The following is a 17,714-nucleotide window of genomic DNA, read 5'->3' on the forward strand; positions in this document are numbered from 1 at the left end:
GGCTCGGAAGGAACGCCCGTCAGAAGAGCGGGCAGTTGCCGATCATCCACTTGCCGGCGAACCGGTCGGAGATCCACGCGGTGACGTCGTTCTTGGCCATGCCGTCGGTCAGCAGGTGCTCACCCGCGTAGTTGTTCTTGAACTGGGTGGGGATCCCGGCCTTGCAGTACAGCCGCCGGGTCTCCTCCTGGGTCTCGACCGGGATGATCTCCTCCAGCGCGCCCCGGTACTGGAACGTGGGGAAGCCGATCTTCCACTTGGCGCCGGACCAGCGGCCGCCGATGTCGACGCCCAGCTTCTGCTCCTCGACCGCCTGGCCCCAGGAGTTGCCGCCGGAGTCCTTCAGCCCGTACAGCTCCTCCAGCGAGTAGCCCTCGGTGGTGAAGCTCTCGACCTTCTTGCCGAGGAACGCGCCGAGCGTGCCGAACAGGCAGTTCTCCTTGACGTCCTTGATGGCCTTGCGGCCCGTGTCGTTCAGCAGCTCGTCGAACGGCAGGGCCGGGTAGGCCTCGTGCAGGCCGACGACCGCGTCGGCGAGGAAGCCGGCGAAGGGGCCGCCGTTCAGCTTCGCCGCCGTCATCTTCAGGTCGCCCGGCACCCCGCCGGCCGCGGCGCCGACGACCTTCAGCTCGGGCGCGTAGGAGGAGGCGACCTGCGCCGCCCACAGGGAGGCCGCGCCGCCCTCGGAGTAACCGGAGATGGCGACCTGCCCTTGGGCGTCGAGCGTGCCGCCGGGGATCCGCCGCGAGGCGCGGACGATGTCGAGCAGGGAGTGCCCGGCGTTCTGGCCGATCATGTAGGTGTGGACGCCGCCGTCGATGTAGCCCATGCCGTCGGTGGCGGCCACGGCGAATCCGGCCTTGAGGAAGGCGGCGATCTGGTCGCCCTCGTAGGCGTCCTGGTAGGCGCCGGTCATCTGCTTGGAGAAGGCGCACTGCGAGCCGGAGCCGAGCGTTCCGGGGTTGAACGCGACGGTCGGACGGTACGCGCTCTTCGTCCAGGACGCCGTAGGGACCGCCACGAAGCCGGTCACGGGGACCTTCTTCCCCCGCAGATCGGAGGAGACATAACGCACCTGATAGGCCTTCATCGGGATGTTGCCCGGTACATGCGGCAGGGTCACCTCGCGGCAGGCGAGCAGCTCCCCGCTCGCGTCGGAGAGCGGCGCGGCGGGGGCGAAGATGTCCCCTTCCGAGGCGGTGCATCCGGTGGGGGCCGCGGCGGCGGCTCCCGGCGCGATCAGTGAGGAAGCCGCTGCCACGGCCGCCGCCAGCAGGGAAAGACGTCTCATCGGGCACTCCATGGGGGGTGGGGGACCTGGAGGGGTTAGGAAGGAATGTCCGCCAGGAGACGTGCGGGCGGTATGCGGTCGACTGAAGAAAACGGGCGGCCGGTTCGTTCCTGATTGAGTGGGGCGTCAGCCTGGAGCCGCGCGAAAATCTTTATCAACTTCTGATAAATGGTGATTTCGCGCACATCATTACGCTGAGTTTCGCTTCGGCGACGGTGAATCTACCGTCGCCAGGGTGTCGGTGATGTATGAGAGCCAAGAGCTGGTGGCCGAACCCTGGCGGAACGTCCCGCGTGAGGAGGCCGAATGGATGCGCCCCCATCTTCCGGCCCTGCTCCGGGTGATGGTGCAGGGGGTGCGGCAACATGTGCCGGAGTACGCCCGCCCCGGCGACCCCGTTTACGAGAAGATCGTGGAACGGGCCGTCGCGTACGCCATGGAGCACTTCGTCGAGCTGATAGCCGACCCGGACATCACCTGGAAGAACGTCTACCAGGTCTATTTCGACGTCGGCTACGGCGAGGCCGTCGAGGGCCGGAGCCTGGAGCACCTGCAGAACGCGATGCGGGTGACATCGCGGATCGCCTGGCGGCACCTTTCGGTCGAGGCCGAACGGCTCGGCAAGTCGCGCGCGCTCATCGCGATACTCGCCGAGGCCAACTTCGCCTTCATCGACGTGCTGGTCTCCGCCGCCGCGCACGGCTACACCAAGGCCAGGGAGAAGACGGCCGGCGAACGGGAACAGCGCAGGAACAGGCTGCTCAGCCTCCTGCTGGCCGATCCGCCGGTGGCCGCCGAGGTGCTCAAGGAGCAGTCGGCGCTGGCGGGCTGGCCGCTGCCGCAGCGGCTGGCGGTGGTCGTGCTGCTGCCCCGCCAGGGCAGCGGCGGCGAGGGCCCCGCCGGGCTGCCGCCGCACCTGCTGAGCGGACACGACCAGGGCACCCTCTGCCTCGTGGTGCCCGACCCGGACGGCCCCGGCCGGGCCGACGAGCTCACCGCCAACCTCAGCGGCTGGACCGGCGCGATGGGCCCGTCCGTGCCGGTCGGGCAGGCCGGGACGTCGCTGCGGTGGGCGCGCAGGACCCTGGACCTCTTCGCGTCCGGGAAGATCTCCGGCCGGGGTCGAGGCAAGGCCGGCTTCCTCGTCCGGGCCGAGGAACACCTGTCCGCGCTGCTGCTGCAGGAGGGCGAGGCGCTGGCCTCGCTGGTGGCCGCGCGCAGGCTCGCGCCCCTGACCAGGGCGGGGGAGAAGCAGGGGCCGCGGCTGGCCGTCACCCTGCTGGAATGCCTGAAGAACGGCTTCAACGCCACCGGGGCCGCCTCCTCGCTGTGCGTGCACCCGCAGACCGTCCGGTACCGGCTGGGGCAGCTGCAGGAGATCTTCGATTTCGATTTCGAGGATCCCGAGCTCAGGCTGGAACTGATGCTGTTGCTCCAGGTGTGGATCAGGGAGGCCACCGGAGGAAATGCGGTCAGCGTTTAGACTCCCCCGCATGCGTACCGTCGCCCCCCTCGCCCTGGCGGTGCTCGCCGCCGTTCTCTCCGTTCCGGCCCCCGTCCAGGCGGAAGGGCCGCTGACCATTCGCGCCATGAAGGCGTACGGGAATCCCGTCATCGTTCCCGGTAAGAAGACGAAAGTTCCGGTGAAAGTCGCGGTCACGGGCACGAGGGTCACCGACGTCGACGTGACCCTCGAACACACCGGAGGCAGGGGATTCGCGCTGATCAGCGATTTGAAGCGGGTCTCGGGAACCGCCGGAGACGGCGTCTGGCGGGGGACCGCCCTGCTCGACGCCAAGGACTGGGGCGGCCGCTACACGATCGAGGTCGCGGCCACGGACGGAACGTCCAAGAACGCCTACTACGCCTTCAAGACCGCCAAGAAGACGGGCGCGCTGACGGTCCGGAGGGCCTCCAAGCTCACCACGACGGTCACGCCGGGGTCCGTCAGCAAGGGCGCCAAGCTCCGCGTCCACGGAACCCTGCGGGGGCTGGGGGCCAAGGGCGCCTACGCCGCGCTGAAGCGACAGAAGATCGAGATCTGGTTCAGGCCGAAGGGCAAGAAGGACGGCATCCGGATCGCGGTGGTCACGACCAATTCCAAGGGCCGTTATTCGCGGCTCTTCACCGCGAAGAAAGACGGAACCGTCGCGGCCCGGTACAAGGGCACCACCGTCTGGCAGAAGAAGGTGACCGGTTGGAAGGCCGTGGACGTACGCTGAGCCCATGCTGACTTTGATGGCCGTACACGCGCACCCGGACGACGAAGTGATCAGTACCGGAGGTGTGCTCGCCAAGGCCGCCGCCTCCGGAATCCGCACGGTGCTCGTGACGTGCACCAACGGCGAGCAGGGGGACGCGCCCGGCGGGGTGAAGCCCGGAGAACCGGGACACGACCCGGCCGAGGTCAGCGCGCTCCGGCTCCAGGAATTGACGAAGTCGGCGGAACTGCTCGGCATCCACCATGTGGAACTGCTCGGCTACGCCGACTCCGGAATGGACGGTTGGGACGCCAACCACGCGGCGGACTCCTTCACCAACGCGGATTTCGACGCGGCGGTCGGCCGGCTCGCGGCCCTGATGGAGCAGTACCGGCCGCAGGTGGTCGTCACCTATGACGAGAACGGCGGTTACGGGCATCCCGACCACATCCAGGCTCACCGCGTGGCGGTCGCCGCCACCGACAGGACGGGGATCCCGGACAGGCTCTACTACACGGCGGTGCCCCAGTCGGGCCTGCAGCTGATGTTCGACTACCTCAAGGCCAGCGGGCTGGCCGAGGAGTGGGGCATGGAGGAGCCGATGGACTTCGGCGTCTCCGACGAGGTGATCACCACGACGGTGGACGTCGCGCCGTACGCGGAGACCAAGGTCAGCGCGCTGAGGGCGCACGCCAGCCAGACGGAGAGCATCTTCCTGCTGCAACTGCCCGAGGACGCCAAGCCGTTCATCTTCGGCGCCGAGTCGTTCATCCGGGTGCGCGGGGAGGGCCCGGAGAAGGAGGACGACCTTTTCGCCGGACTCCGCTGAGTCTTTGCTATATTCGCCGACGAGGTCATGAGTGCCAGCGTCAAGCCCCGGCTAGCTGGCCGCCAACCCTCCTTCCGCGGTGGGGTGGTCCGGGTGACGACCTGGCCGGACGCGCGGTGCGTCCGGCAAGCGCGGATCCCGTCGGGTCGTACTCCGGGATCCCAGGATCCCGGAGGCTGGGTCATGTCCGTTCTCACCCGTATCCCGAAGCTCGTCGGCGCTGACGTCCCCGTTCCCGTCACGACGGGCGTCGTGCCCTACGCGAACTTCGACTACGCGGCTTCGGCTCCGTGCCTGGAGAGCGTGCGGGAGGCCGTCACACGGGCGCTCCCGTACTACAGCAGCGTCCACCGTGGCGCCGGGTACGCCTCGCAGGTCACGACGCGGGCCTACGAGGAGGCCCGCGAGAGCGTCCGCTCGTTCCTCGGCGGGCCGCAGGCCGTCGTCTTCACGCGCAACACCACCGACTCGTTCAACCTGCTGGCGCGTGCGCTTCCCGCGCCGACGTCCGTGGTGGTGTTCGAGTCCGAGCACCACGCGACCCAGCTGCCGTGGCGCGACGCCGTCCGGTTGCCGGTCCCCGCGAGCCCGATCGAGGCGCTGAGGTCCGCCGGCGAGGCGTTGCGGGCCTGCCCGCAGGGGCCGCGCCTGCTCGTCGTCACGGCGGCCTCCAACGTGACGGGCGAGCTGTGGCCCGTCCAGGAGCTGGCCGACCTGGCGCACCGGCACGGGGCGCGGATCGCGGTGGACGCGGCCCAGCTCGCGCCGCACCGTCCGCTGGACGCCCGCGACCTGGACTATGTGGCCTTGTCGGGGCACAAGCTGTACGCGCCGTTCGGGGCCGGTGTCCTGGCGGGGCGCGCGGACTGGCTGCGGGCCGCGGCGCCCTACCTGAAGGGCGGCGGCGCGAGCAGGAACGTCGGCTCCGGCGGCCGCGTGGAGTGGGCGGCGGACGCCGAGCAGCGCCACGAGGCGGGGACGCCGAACGTGCTCGGGGCGATCGCCCTGGCGGCGGCCTGCGAGACGCTCACCGGCTGGGAGGACCTGATCCCGGAGGAGGAGCGGCTGCTCGGCAGGCTCCGGGAGGGGCTCGCGGGGCTCCCCGCCGTACGGGAGCTGTCGCTGTGGGGCCCGGAACATCCGCGTGTCGGCATCGTCTCCTTCACCGTGGCGGGGCATTCGGCGCGTTCCGTGGCGGAATACCTTTCGGCCGAGCACGGCATCGGCGTCAGAGACGGGAAGTTCTGCGCGCACCCGCTGGTCCGCCACCTGCTCGGCGGCGCGGACGGGTGCGAGGAGGCCGAGGGGACGGCGGTGCGGGCCAGTATCGGCCTCGGCACCACGGACGAGCACATCGACCGGCTCATCGCGGCGTTGCGAACGTTCACAGACGCGACCTGACGGATGACCTTGCCCGGGCACGGCCGCCGTACCACTATGAACGGCATTACCAGTCGCTGATCCACGGGCGTCCTCGGACGCCCCGGGGCGGGAGTAGGCCGTGCGCGCTGAAGTGACCGTCGAGTGGCCGGAGGAACCGCTGCCGGCCCTCGGTGCCCCCGGCGGAATGCCCGCGGAACGGCTGATGGGCGAGCTTCCCGCTCTCTGGCCGCTGCTCATGGAGAACATCACGCGGACGGGACCGGGCTTCCTGTGGCCGGGTTCGCTGCGCTGGGGGCCGGAGCACGGATGGCAGATCCTGTGCGTCCCGCCTCACGGGGCGGGGCGGGAACCCGTGCCGGAGACTCCCGGCGCGCGGGCCCGCGACGTCTGGGCGGTGATCCACGGGCTCGTCGCGGTCGCCGTCGGACGGCCTCCGCGCGACCTCACCGACGCGTCGCTGCTGCTGGAACTGCACGCGGGTAAGGCGCCGCACGGGGTGGACGCGGTGGTACGCGCCCTGATCTCGGGGGTCGATCCGGGCGGTGTCGTGGCGGCCGTGACCCGTCCGTGGGAGGAGGGCGTCTCGGTACGGATCGCCGCTGAGACGGCGGTGGGGTCGCGGAAGGCCAAGGGCGACCCCGAGTGGGACAACGAGGACTCCTTCACCGCGGTCCGCAGTACCGACGGCGTGGTCGTGCTGGCCGTCTGCGACGGTGTGACGGGTCCGGGGGACGGTTCGGGAGCGCGGGCCTCGCGGGCCGCCGTCACCGCGCTGAAGGACTACTTCGCCTCCGCGCACGACCTGGAAGGCGCCCTGCGGGCGGCCGAGGAAGCGGTGGTGGGCCAGGGGCGCGGAGCGTCCACGGCGCTGTTCGCGGCGATCCGCCCCGACGGGAGGACGGCTCTGCTCTCGGTGGGGGACAGTCCGGCCTGGCTGGTGCGGATGCTGCCGTTCGGGGGGCGGACGGCCTTCCGCCTCAACCCCGACCAGACGGTGCTCGCCGCCTCCCTGCTCACCGACCCTTCCGCGAACATGGGCGGCTCCATCCTGCTCGGCAACCTCGGCGGGTACGCCGACGAACCGTTCCTGACGGACGTCCAGGTCGTGCCCGGCGACATGCTCGTCCTGCTCAGCGACGGCGCGGCCCTCGGCGAGGAGGACTGGTTCGCCGGCGACCTGGTGGAACTGACGGGCGTGCACCAGTCGGCCGCCGCGCTGGCCGCCGCGCTGGTGTGCAGGGCCGAGCGCCTCGGCGGCCTGGACAACGCCACCGCGCTCGTCGCGGAGATCCGGCCGACGATCCGTTAGAGCACGGCCTTGGGCAGCCGCGGGGGGTGTCGGCGTTTCTGCCACTCCCTGGGGTAGCCCAGCGACACCTCCTCGAAGCGGACCCCGTCGTATCGGGTCTCCCGGGGGATGTGCAGGTGGCCGTAGACCATCGTCTTGACGTTGAAGCGCCGGTGCCAGTCGGCCGTGGCCGTCGTCCCGCACCACTGCGCGAACTCCGGATACCACAGGACGTCCATGGGCTCCCGGACCAGCGGGTAGTGGTTGACCAGGACGAGCGGGACCTCCGGGTCGCAGGCGGTGAGTCGTTTCTCCGTCAGCGCGACGCGTGCTTCGCACCAGGCCTCGCGGCTCGGGTACGGGTCGGGATGCAGCAGCCGTTCGTCGGTGCAGACGACGCCGGTCTCCATCGCGTACGCGAGTCCTTCTTCCTTGGTCGTGCAGCCCGGAGGAAGGAAGGTGTAGTCGTACAGGAGGAAGAGGGGCGCGATGCGCACGGGGCCGCCTTCGCCTTCCCACAACGGGTACGGGTCCTCGGGGGTGAGCACTCCCAGGCGTCGGCACATCTCGACGAGGTGCTCGTAACGCGCCACCCCTCGCAGCCCGTCCGCGCCGTCCTTGACCGTCCACAGCTCGTGGTTTCCGGGCACCCAGACGACCTGCGCGAACTTCTCCGCGAGCAGGGAGAGCGCCCATTCGATGTCCGAGACCTTGTCCGCCACGTCCCCGGCGACGATCAGCCAGTCGTCCGGTGTCGTGGGCGTCAGTTTCGCGGTGACCTCGCGGTTCTCGGCATAGGAGACGTGGAGGTCGCTCACGGCCAGCAGTTTCGGCGTCACCCGTCCATGATGCGGTACGGCGCGGTGTTCCTGACTGACTCCTGGCGTTCTCTGGGTTTGCGTCGTTTTGGCGGGCGGGCTGGCTTACCTGGAAGACCCCTCGGGCACGTCTACGACACATCCAAGATCGACGAAAGGGTCGTAGCATGCTCAAATTGATGCGCAAGAGCGGTATCACCTCGCAGATGCTCTTCACCGCGGGGTTCGCGTCGATCGGACTCGCTTTCGCGTCATGGATGACCTCCAGGAAGGCGGAGGCCGCAGGACTCGACCGGGCCGACCGATGGGGCATCTTCGTAGGTGAATGGGCGCCCACGTTCTTCGCTCTGGGCACGGCCGTGCGCCTGGAGGAGCACTGGAGCGGCGAGGACATGGAAGAGATGTACGAGCGGGAGACCCGGCGGACGGGTACGGCCATGCCGGTCGGCTGAGCCCGTCGGGGCTCGGCGAGCCGAGCACGTGTGCAGGGCCCCGTCCCGGTTCGCCGGGGCGGGGTCCTGTCCGTCCGCGGGGCGCGGGAGCGGTCAGGAGCGGGGCCGGACGATCGCCACGGGCCCCTGCGCCTGCTGCAGGACGGCGTGGCTGACCGAGCCCAGGCGCAGGCCGGGGAAACCTCCGTGGCCCCGGGCGCCGACGACCAGGAGGGACGCGCGGACGGTCGCGCCGGACAGCGCCTCGGCGGGCGAGCGGCCCTGGACGACCTGCTCGACGACGGGGACGGTCGGGTACTTGCTCTTCCACGGGGCCAGGGACTCGGCGAGGACCCGCATGGCCTCCTGCTCGATGGACAGATCGCCGTAGGAGGCGGGCCTCATGGCGGGCGGGTAGGCGGCGTGCTCCCAGACGTGGATGGCGCGCAGGCCGACGCGGCGCAGGGCGGCCTCCTCCATCGCGAATCCGATGGCGTCCATGGACGCCTCGGAGCCGTCGACCCCGACGACGACCTCGGCGGGCCTCGGCTCGGGATCGGGGTGGTGGGGCACCACGACCACAGGGCAGGGGGCGTGTTCGGCCACCTGGCGGCTCACCGAACCGAGCATGATGCCGCTGAACGCGCCGGTCCCCCGGGCGGCGACCACCAGGATGACGGCGTCGGCCGCCTCTTCCAGCAGGACGCGGGGAACGTGGCCGATGCCGAGGCTGGTGCTGACGTCGACGTCGGGGGCATGGGTTCTGGCGTGCTCCTCGGCGAGCTCCAGGACGTTCAGGGCTGCGGCTTCGGGCCGGGACGCCTCCAGGCCGGGTTCCGGCGGAGCGGCGGCGCTGTACTCCCACCGCAGGGCGACATGGACGATCCGCACCGGCAACGCCCGGTGCCGGGCCTCTTCGAGGGCCCAGTCCACGGCCTGGAGGGACTGCGGTGATCCGTCCACGCCCACGACGATGGATGGTGTCACGTCTCCTCCGATCCTCCCGCCGCTGAAGCGCCTTCCGTACCGGGGCCTACCCGGAACTTGGGGATTATCACCTTTTTGAGAGAATCGCCATATTTCAAATGATCTTGATGTGGTGTGCCTGACGTGTTCGTCACCCCGGTGACCGAGCCCGGAAAAGAGGGAACCGGCATCGCGCCGCCTATCACGAGATCGCCGAACTCTTCGAAGGAGTCCTGACCCCCCCGCGGCTCCACGCTGCGGCCTTCCGCGCCGTCGCCAGGATCCCCGGCGTCGAGATGCTGCCCGAGGGCACCGACCCGCTCGGCCGGCCGGTCGTGACCGTCGCCCGGATGGACCAGTACGGCCTCAGATACGAGCGCTCTGTCGGCGTCCTAATCCCTGGGCGGAGGCGGCGGGACGGCGGGTTCGTTCCCTCCGGTGCGCACGGCGGCGAGCGCCTGTTCGGGGTCGATTCCGGTGAACATCATGAGGTCGACGGCGACCATGCGGGCGGCCATGGCGGCGGTGGCGCGGAACGGGTGCGCCGCGGGCGGACCGGCGGCCAGAGAACGGACGGTGTCGAGCGCGAGGTGGACCGCGGCCTGGCGCGACCGCCGGTCGTCCGGGTGGGCGGCCAGCTCGTGGAGCGCCTCGGCCAGCCCCCGGACGACCGGCGCGAACCGTTCACGTTCGGCGGCGGGGAGGGAGAGCGCGGCGCGGGTGAGCATCCGGCAGCTGACGTCGAGGAGGTTGAGGAGACTCGCGTTCTCGCTCTCCGCCCTCACCCGGCCGATCAGGGGACGCCGGACGGGCACCCGCCGGGCTATGCGGCGGCTGAAGACCTGGGCCTGGGCGAGTTCGGCCAGCGGCCCGCTCTCCTGCCACAGCCGGTCCCTCGCCTGGCGGGCGGAGTCCTCGTCGCCGTGCTCCAACGCCCGGCCCGCCGCGGCCAGCCCCGACGCCAGATCGGCGAGCGCCGCGGTCACCGCCCGCCGCAGCAGCCGGACCGGGTCCGGCGGGAACACGACCTGGACGGTCAGCAGCGCGACACCGGCCCCGATCAGCGCGTCGACGAGCCGCTGCCACCCCGCCGCGCCGCCGGCGAAGACGACGGTGAGGATCGCGGACGCGGCCGACTGGACCATGATGATCCGGACGGCCCGCAGCGCGGCGGCGGTCATCATCGCCGTGAACACCGCGACCGGCAGCGTCAACAGGCCCTGGCCCAGTACCAGGAGGACGAGGTCCGCCGCCAGGATCCCCACCACGACCCCGAGCAGCAGCCGCACGGCCGTCGTCCCGCGCTCCCCCAGCGCGGCGGTCAACGCCACGACCGCGGAGATGGGCGCGAAGAACGGCTGAGGATGCCCGACCACCCGCACCGCGACGACCCAGGCCACGGTCGCGGCGAGCGTCGTCTGGAACACGGCCCACACGCTGGCGTCCATCCGCCGCAGCGCCCGCGTCCCCGCGTCCCGCACCCACCGAGGCAACCTCCCCACGCCTCACCCCCGACCCCTCTCGGCTCCCGTACCCGCCCAGAACCGCAAAGGCACGGAACCGAGCCGAGGCCACGGTCTCGGGTAACGCCGCTGCGCCAGCAGGCATGCCTTTCCGGGTCATGCGAACGGGCCGCCAGGCCCGTTGGGGTCTGGCGGCCCTGTCCGGCCGGTTCACGGTCAGGTCTTGTTGAAGATGTTCTTGGCCCACAGGTAGGAGACGACGGTGATGCCGGCGCACCAGGCGGTGGCGATGGCGGCGCCATCGCCGATGGGGGTGCCCAGGAGGAGGCCGCGGACGGTCTCCATGATCGGGGTGAAGGGCTGGTATTCGGCGAACCAGCGCAGGACCGCGGGCATGGAGTCGGTGGGGACGAAGCCACTGCCCAGGAAGGGCAGCAGCATCAGGGGCATCGGGGCGTTGCCGGCGGCCTCGGGGGTCGGGGACTTCAGGCCCAGGGCGACCGACAGCCAGGAGACGGCCAGGGCGAACAGGGCGAGCAGTCCGACGACGGCCAGCCATTCGACGGCGGTGGCGTTGGGGCGGAAACCGATGGCCAGGGCGATGCCCAGGAGGGCGGCCATGCTGAGGAGCTGCTGGAGGAGGCTGGCGACGACGTGGCCGGTGAGGATGGAAGGCCGCCAGATCCGCATCGTCTTGAAGCGGGCGATGATTCCTTCGGTCATGTCGGTGGCGACCATGACGGCGGTCCCGGCCGCGGCCATGGCGGCCGCCATGAGCAGGATGCCCGGGACGACGTAGTCGACGTAGGCGTCGCGGCCGCCACCCAGCCCGCCGCCCAGGGTGCCGCCCAGGACGTAGACGAACAGGAACAGGATGATGACAGGGGTGATGATCAGCTGCACGGTCATGGCCGGGTAGCGGACCAGGCGTTTGAGCTGGCGCCGGACCATGGTGGCCGAATCACGGGCGGCGAAGGTGAGGGCGCTCATCGGTCGGTCTCCTTGTGCTGTCCGGTCAGGGTGAGGAAGACGTCGTCGAGGTCGGGGGTATGGACGCTGAGATCGGCCGGTTCGATACCCGCCGCGTCCAGCCGGGCGAGCAGTTCGCGCAGCGAGGCGACACCGCCGTCGGAGGGGACCTGCAGCGTGAGCCGGTCGTCGTCGGAGGGGTTCACGAAGCCCCGGCCGAGCGCGCCGAGCGCGTCCTTGAGCGCGTCTTCGTCGGCGAACCGCAGCGACACATGGCCGCCGGGGATGAGCCGCTTGAGCTCTTCGGCGGTGCCCTCGGCGATCAGCCGTCCGCCCTCCAGGAGGGCGATGCGGTCGGCGAGCTGGTCGGCTTCCTCGAGGTACTGGGTGGTGAGGAAGATGGTGACGCCGCTCGCGACGAGTTCCCGGACGATCTGCCACATGGCGCGGCGGCTGCGCGGGTCCAGGCCGGTGGTGGGCTCGTCCAGGAAGATCAGGCGGGGGTCGCCGACCAGGGTCATCGCCAGGTCCAGTCGGCGTTGCATACCGCCGGAGTAGGTCCCGGCCGGTTTGCGGGCGGCTTCGACCAGGTCGAACCGCTCGAGCAGCTCCTGGGCCTTGGGCTTGCACTCGCGTTTCGGCAGGTGCTTGAGGTCGGCCATGAGCAGCAGGTTCTCCTCGCCGGTCAGCAGCTTGTCGACCGCCGAGTACTGCCCCGTCACCCCGATCGCGCCGCGCACCTCGTCGGCCTGACGGTTCAGGTCGTGGCCGGCGACCCGGACGGTGCCGCCGTCGGCCGGGATCAGGGTGGACAGGATCTGCACGGTGGTGGTCTTGCCCGCGCCGTTCGGGCCGAGCAGGGAGAAGATCGTCCCTTCCGGGACGGCCAGGTCGACGCCGTCGAGCACGACCTTGTCGCCGTAGGACTTGCGCAGCCCCTGAGCTGCGATGGCCAGATTCGTCATGGGGGGTCGCTCCTCGGTTGATGCCGGGCCGGAGGCCGCAGGGGTCACAGGCTGCGGGCGGTGATGTCGCCGTAGGCGGTGGTCGCGTGGACGGCGAGCCGGGCGTCGCCGTCGTTCCTGAGGCCGTTGCTGATGCGGCCGTGGCCGGTGCCGGCGTCCAGGGAGGCCGAGACGCCGGGGGCGGCGCCGACCGAGATGTCGCCGGCCCGGGTGCTCAGCACGACCGTGCCGCCCGCGGCCTCGCCGATGCGGATGTCGCCCTTGGCGGTGCTGATCTGCGCGGGGCCGCCCAGGCGGCCGACCTCGACGTCGCCCGCGTCGGTGGTGAGGCGGACGCTCGCGGCCTCGTCGATCTTGACCTGGCCGTGCGCGCTCTCGTAGGCGATGTCGCCGAGCCGTCCGACGGCCCGGAACTCGGCGCTGGCCGTCTTGGCCTCGACGCGGGAACCGGCGGGCAGCTGAACGGTCACCTCGAGGGATCCGGAGTGGCCGAGGGCCTGGTTGTTCACCGGGGCCTCGATCCGCAGGACGCCGTCGGCGTATTCGACCCTGGTCTGCTCCGCCGCCTTCACGTCGCGGCCCTTGGAGGCGTCCGCGGGCCGGACCTCGACCACGGTGTCGGCCCGGTCGGCGGCGATGAACCGCACACGCCCCGCGGGGACGTCCAGGACGGTGGCGATCGGGGCGGGGGTGTCGAACTTCTGCATCGTGCTCTCCTGTGCCTCTTTGTTTCCGACAATGGAAACGCTACGTTGCATTCAGAAATCTGGCAACAACCCCGTTGCGTAGAATTTGTATTAACGCAGCTAGAGGCCAGAATATTGTTGCAATAACCCTCAAAGGTAATGCAACGACGGCCAGTCATGCGTTGCAATGGTATGGCGGTGAACGCTAGAGGGCATCAGCAGATCGTGCTGGGGCCGGCCAACGGCCTGCCCTGGGGTCACGGCCTCGGGTAAAGCTGCTCCCAGGCCGGTGACCCAGGGCCGGGGAAGGGCGTCCTGACCGAACCACGTCCCCAGAAGGTTCCCGGTGATGGCGCCGGTCGAGTCGCTGTCCCCGGAGTGGTTGTTTCCGCGACAACCCGCCCTTAGGAGGGCCGGACAGCACCTGAGTGCCGTACCACCGGCGATGCGCCGCGTGCACGGAGCGCGGAACGTCCGTCCCGCGAGAGCGGATCAGCCCCTCCATGGTGAACAAGGCCATCTGGGTGTCATCGGTGACGGCCCCGAGCGCGTCCCCGACCGCCCCACCCAGCACGCATCCCCGCACCCGATCCGAAAGTTCCACCGTCACTCCCAGCGCACCGCTCCGGAAGATCTGGAGGATCGGACCCAACGTAGGCCGGGGGCGGGGCCGGGAAAAGAGCGGGAACCCCGCGGGCGAGAGTCGACTTCACCCGGGTCGCGTCATGGATTCCGGATGTCCGGAGTCAGACGTGCCGCCGGGATGTGTAGCGCTGACGCCAGGCGGTGCAGCGGTCGACGTAGTCCCGCAGGTGGAACCGGGCGAACTCGTCGGCCGACCAGGCTTCGGCGAGGATCTCGGTCCCCGGGGTGCAGACGTAGGCCCAGCCGTGGCGTCCGCCGGTCAGGTCGAGGCGGCACAGGTCGTAGACGGGGTCTTCGAAGGCGTCCAGGAGTTGCCACTCATGCGGGCCGAGGTCGGTGAGGAGGTGGCCGGCCGCCGCGGCGAGGGCGGGGACCAGGCCGGGATAGGCCCGGTTGGGAAGGGCGGTGACCTTCCACCCGGGCGCCTGGGCCGGGGCGTGCGGAGGCACCCTCTCGAACAGGGCGAAGAGCACTTCGGGGAACTGGAGGCTGCCGTAGACGAACAGGGTGTCCGGAGCCGCCGACAGCCGGTTCTTGGGGCCGCGCCGCGGTTCCCGCCGGGGATGGGACTCGGTGTACGACATGGAAGACCTTCTCGATCACCTTGCGTCGGCTTCGGCGAGGACGGCGAATCGATCGACGCCCGCCGGACGGGGTCCACGGACGGAAGCATGGGGCTGGGTCGTGAGGCGGTCGGCGATGATCATATAGCCCCGCCGGGAAAGACAGGACGCGGGCGCGAGGTTCGGACTCCGGTGGCCGATCCCGGCCTTCGAGGGGGAAGGGCACGCCTTCGGCCGGTTCGACGGCCCTCGTCATCCCGCTTGCAGACGTTCGGACGCCAGGGGCTTTCCTCCTGTTCCGGGAAGGGCGAACCGAAGGGGCGGGGCGGAGGTCTCACGGAGGTATGAGGACCTTCGTGGGGCAATTGCTGAGGTTCGCTCTGATCGAGGCGTCGTCGTGCGCGTTCGCCGTGGCGCTGTTCGCGGGGCTGGCCGCCTCGTCGGTCGTCCCGCTGCCGATCCCCCGCTACGACGCCCTGCTGCTCTACGCGGTCGCGGTGACGGTGGTGTTCCGCCTGCTGCGGCTGGAATCGTCCCGGGAACTCCTGGTCATCGCCGGATTCCATGTGGTCGGCCTCGCCTTCGAGATGATCAAGGTCCGGCTCGGTTCGTGGAGCTACCCCGAGGAGGCCTACACCAAGATCGGCGGGGTGCCGCTGTACAGCGGTTTCCTGTACGCCGCGGTCGGCAGCTATGTCTGCCGCGCCTGGCGGCTCTTCGACCTCCGCCTCGTCGCCTACCGGGCCCGCACGACGGCCCTCGTCGCCACCGCCATCTACGTCAACTTCATCACCCAGCACTGGCTGGTCGACCTCCGTGTCCCCCTCGCCTTCGCCCTGCTCCTGGCCACCTGGGGCACCGTCGTGCACTTCACCGTCGGCCGCGAGCGCTACCGCATGCCCCTGGCGCTCTCCCTCACCCTGATCGGCTTCTTCCTGTGGGTCGCCGAGAACCTCGCCACCTACCTCGGCGCCTGGACCTATCCCCACCAGTCGGGGACCTGGCATCTCGTCCACCCCGCCAAGTTCGGCGCCTGGGCCCTCCTCGTGAGCGTCAGCTTCACCCAGGTCGCCGCCTGGAAGTCCCGCCAGGGCCGCCTCCACCACCCCTCCGCCTCCCCACCCCGATGGGCCCTCCCCCTCGCCCGCGTCCCCGCACCCCTCCCCGCGAACCCGACGTCCCCGAGCGCGTGAGCGCGTGAGCGGTTCCCGCCCTGTGCTCGGGTTCCGCCGCCTTCGTTCTCGTCGGTCAGAGGACCTTCCTCCCCGAACGTGCCTTCGACAACCAGCAGCAGACCGCTCTCGGTGACTTCCTCGCCGCACGACGGCATGCGGGAACTTCCTGAGACCGCCTCGGGAGTTCCGGCACGGCTTCGTCTCGATGCCCTCCGACGAGGGCGGGCTGTCGATTGACGAGATCGCAGGATTTGCCGGGCACAGCAGTACGGCGGTGACGGAGACCGTCTACCGGCACTAGGTCCGGCCGGTGATCCAGACCGGCGCGCCGACCATGGATCGGATCTTCGGGGGCTGAACCCCACAGTCACCCAGAGAGACACTCAGGGCCATGATCCGAATCTGGATCATGGCCCTGAACTGGTCGGGGTGGCGGGATTTGAACCCACGGCCTCTTCGTCCCGAACGAAGCGCGCTGCCAAGCTGCGCTACACCCCGGTGTGTGGAGACCGGCTGGTCTCTGGCACCTCGGAGAGTCTACAGGACGTTGGGGGGTGACCGGGAATCGGTTTCGCCGATGCCCGGTCGGAGGTCAGGTGAGGCGGGGGGTGAGGGTGAGGAGGGTGGCCTCGGGGGGGCAGCAGAAGCGGAAGGGGGCCGTGGGGGAGGTGCCCAGGCCGGCGCTGATGTGGAGCCAGGCGTCCTGGTGGAGGTGGAGGCCCTTGACGCGTTCGCGTTCGATGCCGCAGTTGGTGGCGAGGGCGCCGTAGAAGGGGGCGCAGACCTGGCCGCCGTGGGTGTGGCCGGCGAGGAGGAGCTGGTAGCCGTCGTCGGCGAAGCGGTCGAGGTTGCGGGGCTCGGGGCTGTGCATGACGCCGATCGTCAGGTCGGCGCGGGGGTCGACCGGGCCGGCGATCTTGTCGTAGTCGTCCAGGCCGATGTGGGAGTCGTTGATCCCGGCGAACTCGACGTCCAGGCCGGCGATCTTGAGGCGGCCCATGCGGTTGTTGAGGTCGAGCCAGCCGGCGGACTTCAGGGCGGCGCCGAGCTCCTTGTAGGGCAGGTCGGGGGTGCGGTCGCGGCGGGCGTAGTCGGCCTGGGAGGTGCGCCAGACGTAGCGGGCCGGGTTCTTCAGGACGGGGGAGAACAGGTCGTTGGAGCCGTACACGAAGACCCCGGGACGGTCCAGGAGGGGGCCCAGGAGCTCCAGGAACGGGCCGATGGCGTCGCGGTGGGAGATCGAGTCGCCGGTGTTGACGACGAGGTCGGGCTCCAGGGTGTCCAGGGCGCGGACCCAGCGGATCATGCGGGTGCGGGACGGGGTCAGATGGGCGTCCGAGATGTGAAGGATCTTCACTGGGTGGGTTCCGGGCTTCAGCACGGGGACCTCGTGACGCCGCAGGTGGAACCAGTTGCGCTCGATGACCGAGGCGTAGGCGAAGGTGGCCGTGCCGGCGCCGAGGAGGCCCAAGGGGACCGCGAGAAGCTTCCGCATTCTCCCAATGCTGCCAGACGGCCGGACCTGCCCGGGATAAACGAGGTGATCCGTCCTGCCGCGAGGGGCATGATGGGATACATGTTGAAGGAGAAGCTGGAAGCCGACCTCATCGCGGCTCTGAAGTCGCATGACGAGGTGCGCAAGCGGACGCTGCGGATGGCGCTGGCTGCCGTGACGAACGAGGAGAAGGCCGGGAAGTCCGAGCGGGAGCTCGGCGACGACGAGATCGTCAAGGTGCTGGCGCGGGAGGCGAAGAAGCGCCGGGAGGCCGCCGAGGCGTTCGAGGCGGGCGGCCGTGCCGCGCAGGCCGAGGCCGAGCGCGAAGAGGGCGCCGTCCTGGACGACTACCTGCCCAAGCAGCTGACGGACGAGGAACTGGCCGAGCTCGTCAGCGCCGCGATCGCCGAGTCCGGGGCGCAGGGGCCGCGGGCCATGGGCGCCGTCATGAAGATCGTCAACCCGAGGGTCGCCGGACGGGCCGAGGGCGGCAGGGTCGCCGCCGAGGTCAAGAAGCAGCTGGCCTGAGAAGCGCCGAAGGGTCCC

Annotated in this window: 18 protein-coding genes, 1 tRNA gene, 1 pseudogene and 1 riboswitch; of the genes and pseudogenes, 8 read left to right on the forward strand and 12 right to left on the reverse strand. The window is 70.4% G+C overall.

Going from position 1 to position 17,714, the window contains the following annotated elements:
* Positions 1 to 19: 19 nt before the first annotated feature.
* Positions 20 to 1,291, reverse strand: coding sequence for a lipase family protein (locus ABGB12_RS18310; protein WP_347679424.1), 1,272 nt, complete (start codon positions 1,289 to 1,291; stop codon positions 20 to 22).
* Between the two features lie 244 nt (positions 1,292 to 1,535).
* Here ABGB12_RS18310 and ABGB12_RS18315 point away from each other — a divergent pair, with 244 nt between their 5' ends.
* The 5 genes from ABGB12_RS18315 (at position 1,536) to ABGB12_RS18335 (ending at position 7,013) form a co-directional block, all read left to right on the forward strand.
* Positions 1,536 to 2,774, forward strand: coding sequence for a helix-turn-helix domain-containing protein (locus tag ABGB12_RS18315; RefSeq protein ID WP_347679426.1), 1,239 nt, complete (start codon positions 1,536 to 1,538; stop codon positions 2,772 to 2,774).
* Between the two features lie 10 nt (positions 2,775 to 2,784).
* Positions 2,785 to 3,513, forward strand: a complete 729-nt coding sequence (locus ABGB12_RS18320) for a hypothetical protein (protein ID WP_347679428.1) — start codon at positions 2,785 to 2,787, stop codon at positions 3,511 to 3,513.
* A 4-nt stretch (positions 3,514 to 3,517) separates the two neighbouring features.
* On the forward strand, positions 3,518 to 4,321 hold the full coding sequence (locus tag ABGB12_RS18325; RefSeq protein WP_347679430.1) for a PIG-L family deacetylase: 804 nt from the start codon (positions 3,518 to 3,520) through the stop codon (positions 4,319 to 4,321).
* A 23-nt stretch (positions 4,322 to 4,344) separates the two neighbouring features.
* Positions 4,345 to 4,459, forward strand: a riboswitch (SAM riboswitch).
* 45 nt (positions 4,460 to 4,504) lie between these two features.
* Positions 4,505 to 5,722, forward strand: coding sequence for an aminotransferase class V-fold PLP-dependent enzyme (locus ABGB12_RS18330; protein ID WP_347679432.1), 1,218 nt, complete (start codon positions 4,505 to 4,507; stop codon positions 5,720 to 5,722).
* A gap of 100 nt (positions 5,723 to 5,822) precedes the next feature.
* Positions 5,823 to 7,013: a hypothetical protein gene (locus ABGB12_RS18335; RefSeq protein WP_347679434.1), complete on the forward strand. Its 1,191-nt coding sequence runs from the start codon at positions 5,823 to 5,825 to the stop codon at positions 7,011 to 7,013.
* On the opposite strand, the gene ABGB12_RS18340 is transcribed toward ABGB12_RS18335, so the two are convergent.
* Positions 7,010 to 7,831: a metallophosphoesterase gene (locus tag ABGB12_RS18340; RefSeq protein WP_347679436.1), complete on the reverse strand. Its 822-nt coding sequence runs from the start codon at positions 7,829 to 7,831 to the stop codon at positions 7,010 to 7,012. The genes ABGB12_RS18335 and ABGB12_RS18340 overlap by 4 nt on opposite strands.
* Before the next feature lie 158 nt (positions 7,832 to 7,989).
* Here ABGB12_RS18340 and ABGB12_RS18345 point away from each other — a divergent pair, with 158 nt between their 5' ends.
* Positions 7,990 to 8,262, forward strand: a complete 273-nt coding sequence (locus ABGB12_RS18345) for a hypothetical protein (RefSeq protein WP_347679437.1) — start codon at positions 7,990 to 7,992, stop codon at positions 8,260 to 8,262.
* 93 nt (positions 8,263 to 8,355) lie between these two features.
* Here the strand turns inward: ABGB12_RS18345 and ABGB12_RS18350 are convergent, their stop codons facing one another.
* The 8 genes and pseudogenes from ABGB12_RS18350 to ABGB12_RS18385 form a co-directional block, all read right to left on the reverse strand.
* Entirely contained in the window at positions 8,356 to 9,228 is an 873-nt protein-coding gene (locus tag ABGB12_RS18350; protein ID WP_347679439.1) for a universal stress protein, read from the reverse strand.
* 371 nt (positions 9,229 to 9,599) lie between these two features.
* A complete protein-coding gene (locus ABGB12_RS18355; protein ID WP_347679441.1) occupies positions 9,600 to 10,688 on the reverse strand; it encodes an FUSC family protein in 1,089 nt (362 codons plus the stop codon).
* A 198-nt stretch (positions 10,689 to 10,886) separates the two neighbouring features.
* Complete coding sequence (locus tag ABGB12_RS18360) at positions 10,887 to 11,660, reverse strand: ABC transporter permease (protein WP_347679443.1); 774 nt, start codon at positions 11,658 to 11,660, stop codon at positions 10,887 to 10,889.
* A complete protein-coding gene (locus tag ABGB12_RS18365; protein ID WP_347679445.1) occupies positions 11,657 to 12,604 on the reverse strand; it encodes an ATP-binding cassette domain-containing protein in 948 nt (315 codons plus the stop codon). Before ABGB12_RS18365 ends, ABGB12_RS18360 begins: the two co-directional genes overlap by 4 nt.
* Positions 12,605 to 12,648: 44 nt before the next feature.
* Positions 12,649 to 13,311 (reverse strand): DUF4097 family beta strand repeat-containing protein, encoded by a 663-nt coding sequence (locus ABGB12_RS18370; protein WP_347679447.1) that lies wholly within the window; start codon positions 13,309 to 13,311, stop codon positions 12,649 to 12,651.
* Between the two features lie 129 nt (positions 13,312 to 13,440).
* Positions 13,441 to 13,737, reverse strand: coding sequence for an ADP-ribosylglycohydrolase family protein (locus ABGB12_RS18375; protein ID WP_347680641.1), 297 nt, complete (start codon positions 13,735 to 13,737; stop codon positions 13,441 to 13,443).
* Positions 13,718 to 13,900 (reverse strand): annotated as a pseudogene (locus ABGB12_RS18380) (ADP-ribosylglycohydrolase family protein); the annotation flags it as partial. The gene ABGB12_RS18375 and the pseudogene ABGB12_RS18380, both read right to left, overlap by 20 nt.
* Positions 13,901 to 14,036: 136 nt before the next feature.
* The gene (locus ABGB12_RS18385; protein ID WP_347679449.1) at positions 14,037 to 14,519 is read right to left on the reverse strand and encodes a gamma-glutamylcyclotransferase family protein; all 483 of its coding nucleotides are present in this window, start codon (positions 14,517 to 14,519) and stop codon (positions 14,037 to 14,039) included.
* Between the two features lie 323 nt (positions 14,520 to 14,842).
* Here ABGB12_RS18385 and ABGB12_RS18390 point away from each other — a divergent pair, with 323 nt between their 5' ends.
* Positions 14,843 to 15,691, forward strand: coding sequence for a DUF817 domain-containing protein (locus ABGB12_RS18390; protein ID WP_347679451.1), 849 nt, complete (start codon positions 14,843 to 14,845; stop codon positions 15,689 to 15,691).
* Positions 15,692 to 16,094: 403 nt separating this feature from the next.
* Here the strand turns inward: ABGB12_RS18390 and ABGB12_RS18395 are convergent.
* A tRNA-Pro gene (locus ABGB12_RS18395) sits at positions 16,095 to 16,171 on the reverse strand.
* Positions 16,172 to 16,265: 94 nt separating this feature from the next.
* On the reverse strand, positions 16,266 to 17,168 hold the full coding sequence (locus ABGB12_RS18400; protein WP_347679453.1) for a metallophosphoesterase: 903 nt from the start codon (positions 17,166 to 17,168) through the stop codon (positions 16,266 to 16,268).
* 81 nt (positions 17,169 to 17,249) lie between these two features.
* Between ABGB12_RS18400 and ABGB12_RS18405 the strand changes: the two genes are divergently transcribed.
* Positions 17,250 to 17,696 carry a GatB/YqeY domain-containing protein gene (locus tag ABGB12_RS18405; RefSeq protein ID WP_347679455.1) on the forward strand — a complete coding sequence of 149 codons (447 nt, stop codon included), beginning with the start codon at positions 17,250 to 17,252 and terminating at the stop codon, positions 17,694 to 17,696.
* The last annotated feature ends 18 nt before the right edge of the window (positions 17,697 to 17,714 follow it).

It is taken from the genome of Actinocorallia sp. B10E7 (assembly GCF_039871655.1).
Classification (GTDB): Bacteria; Actinomycetota; Actinomycetes; order Streptosporangiales; family Streptosporangiaceae; genus Actinocorallia.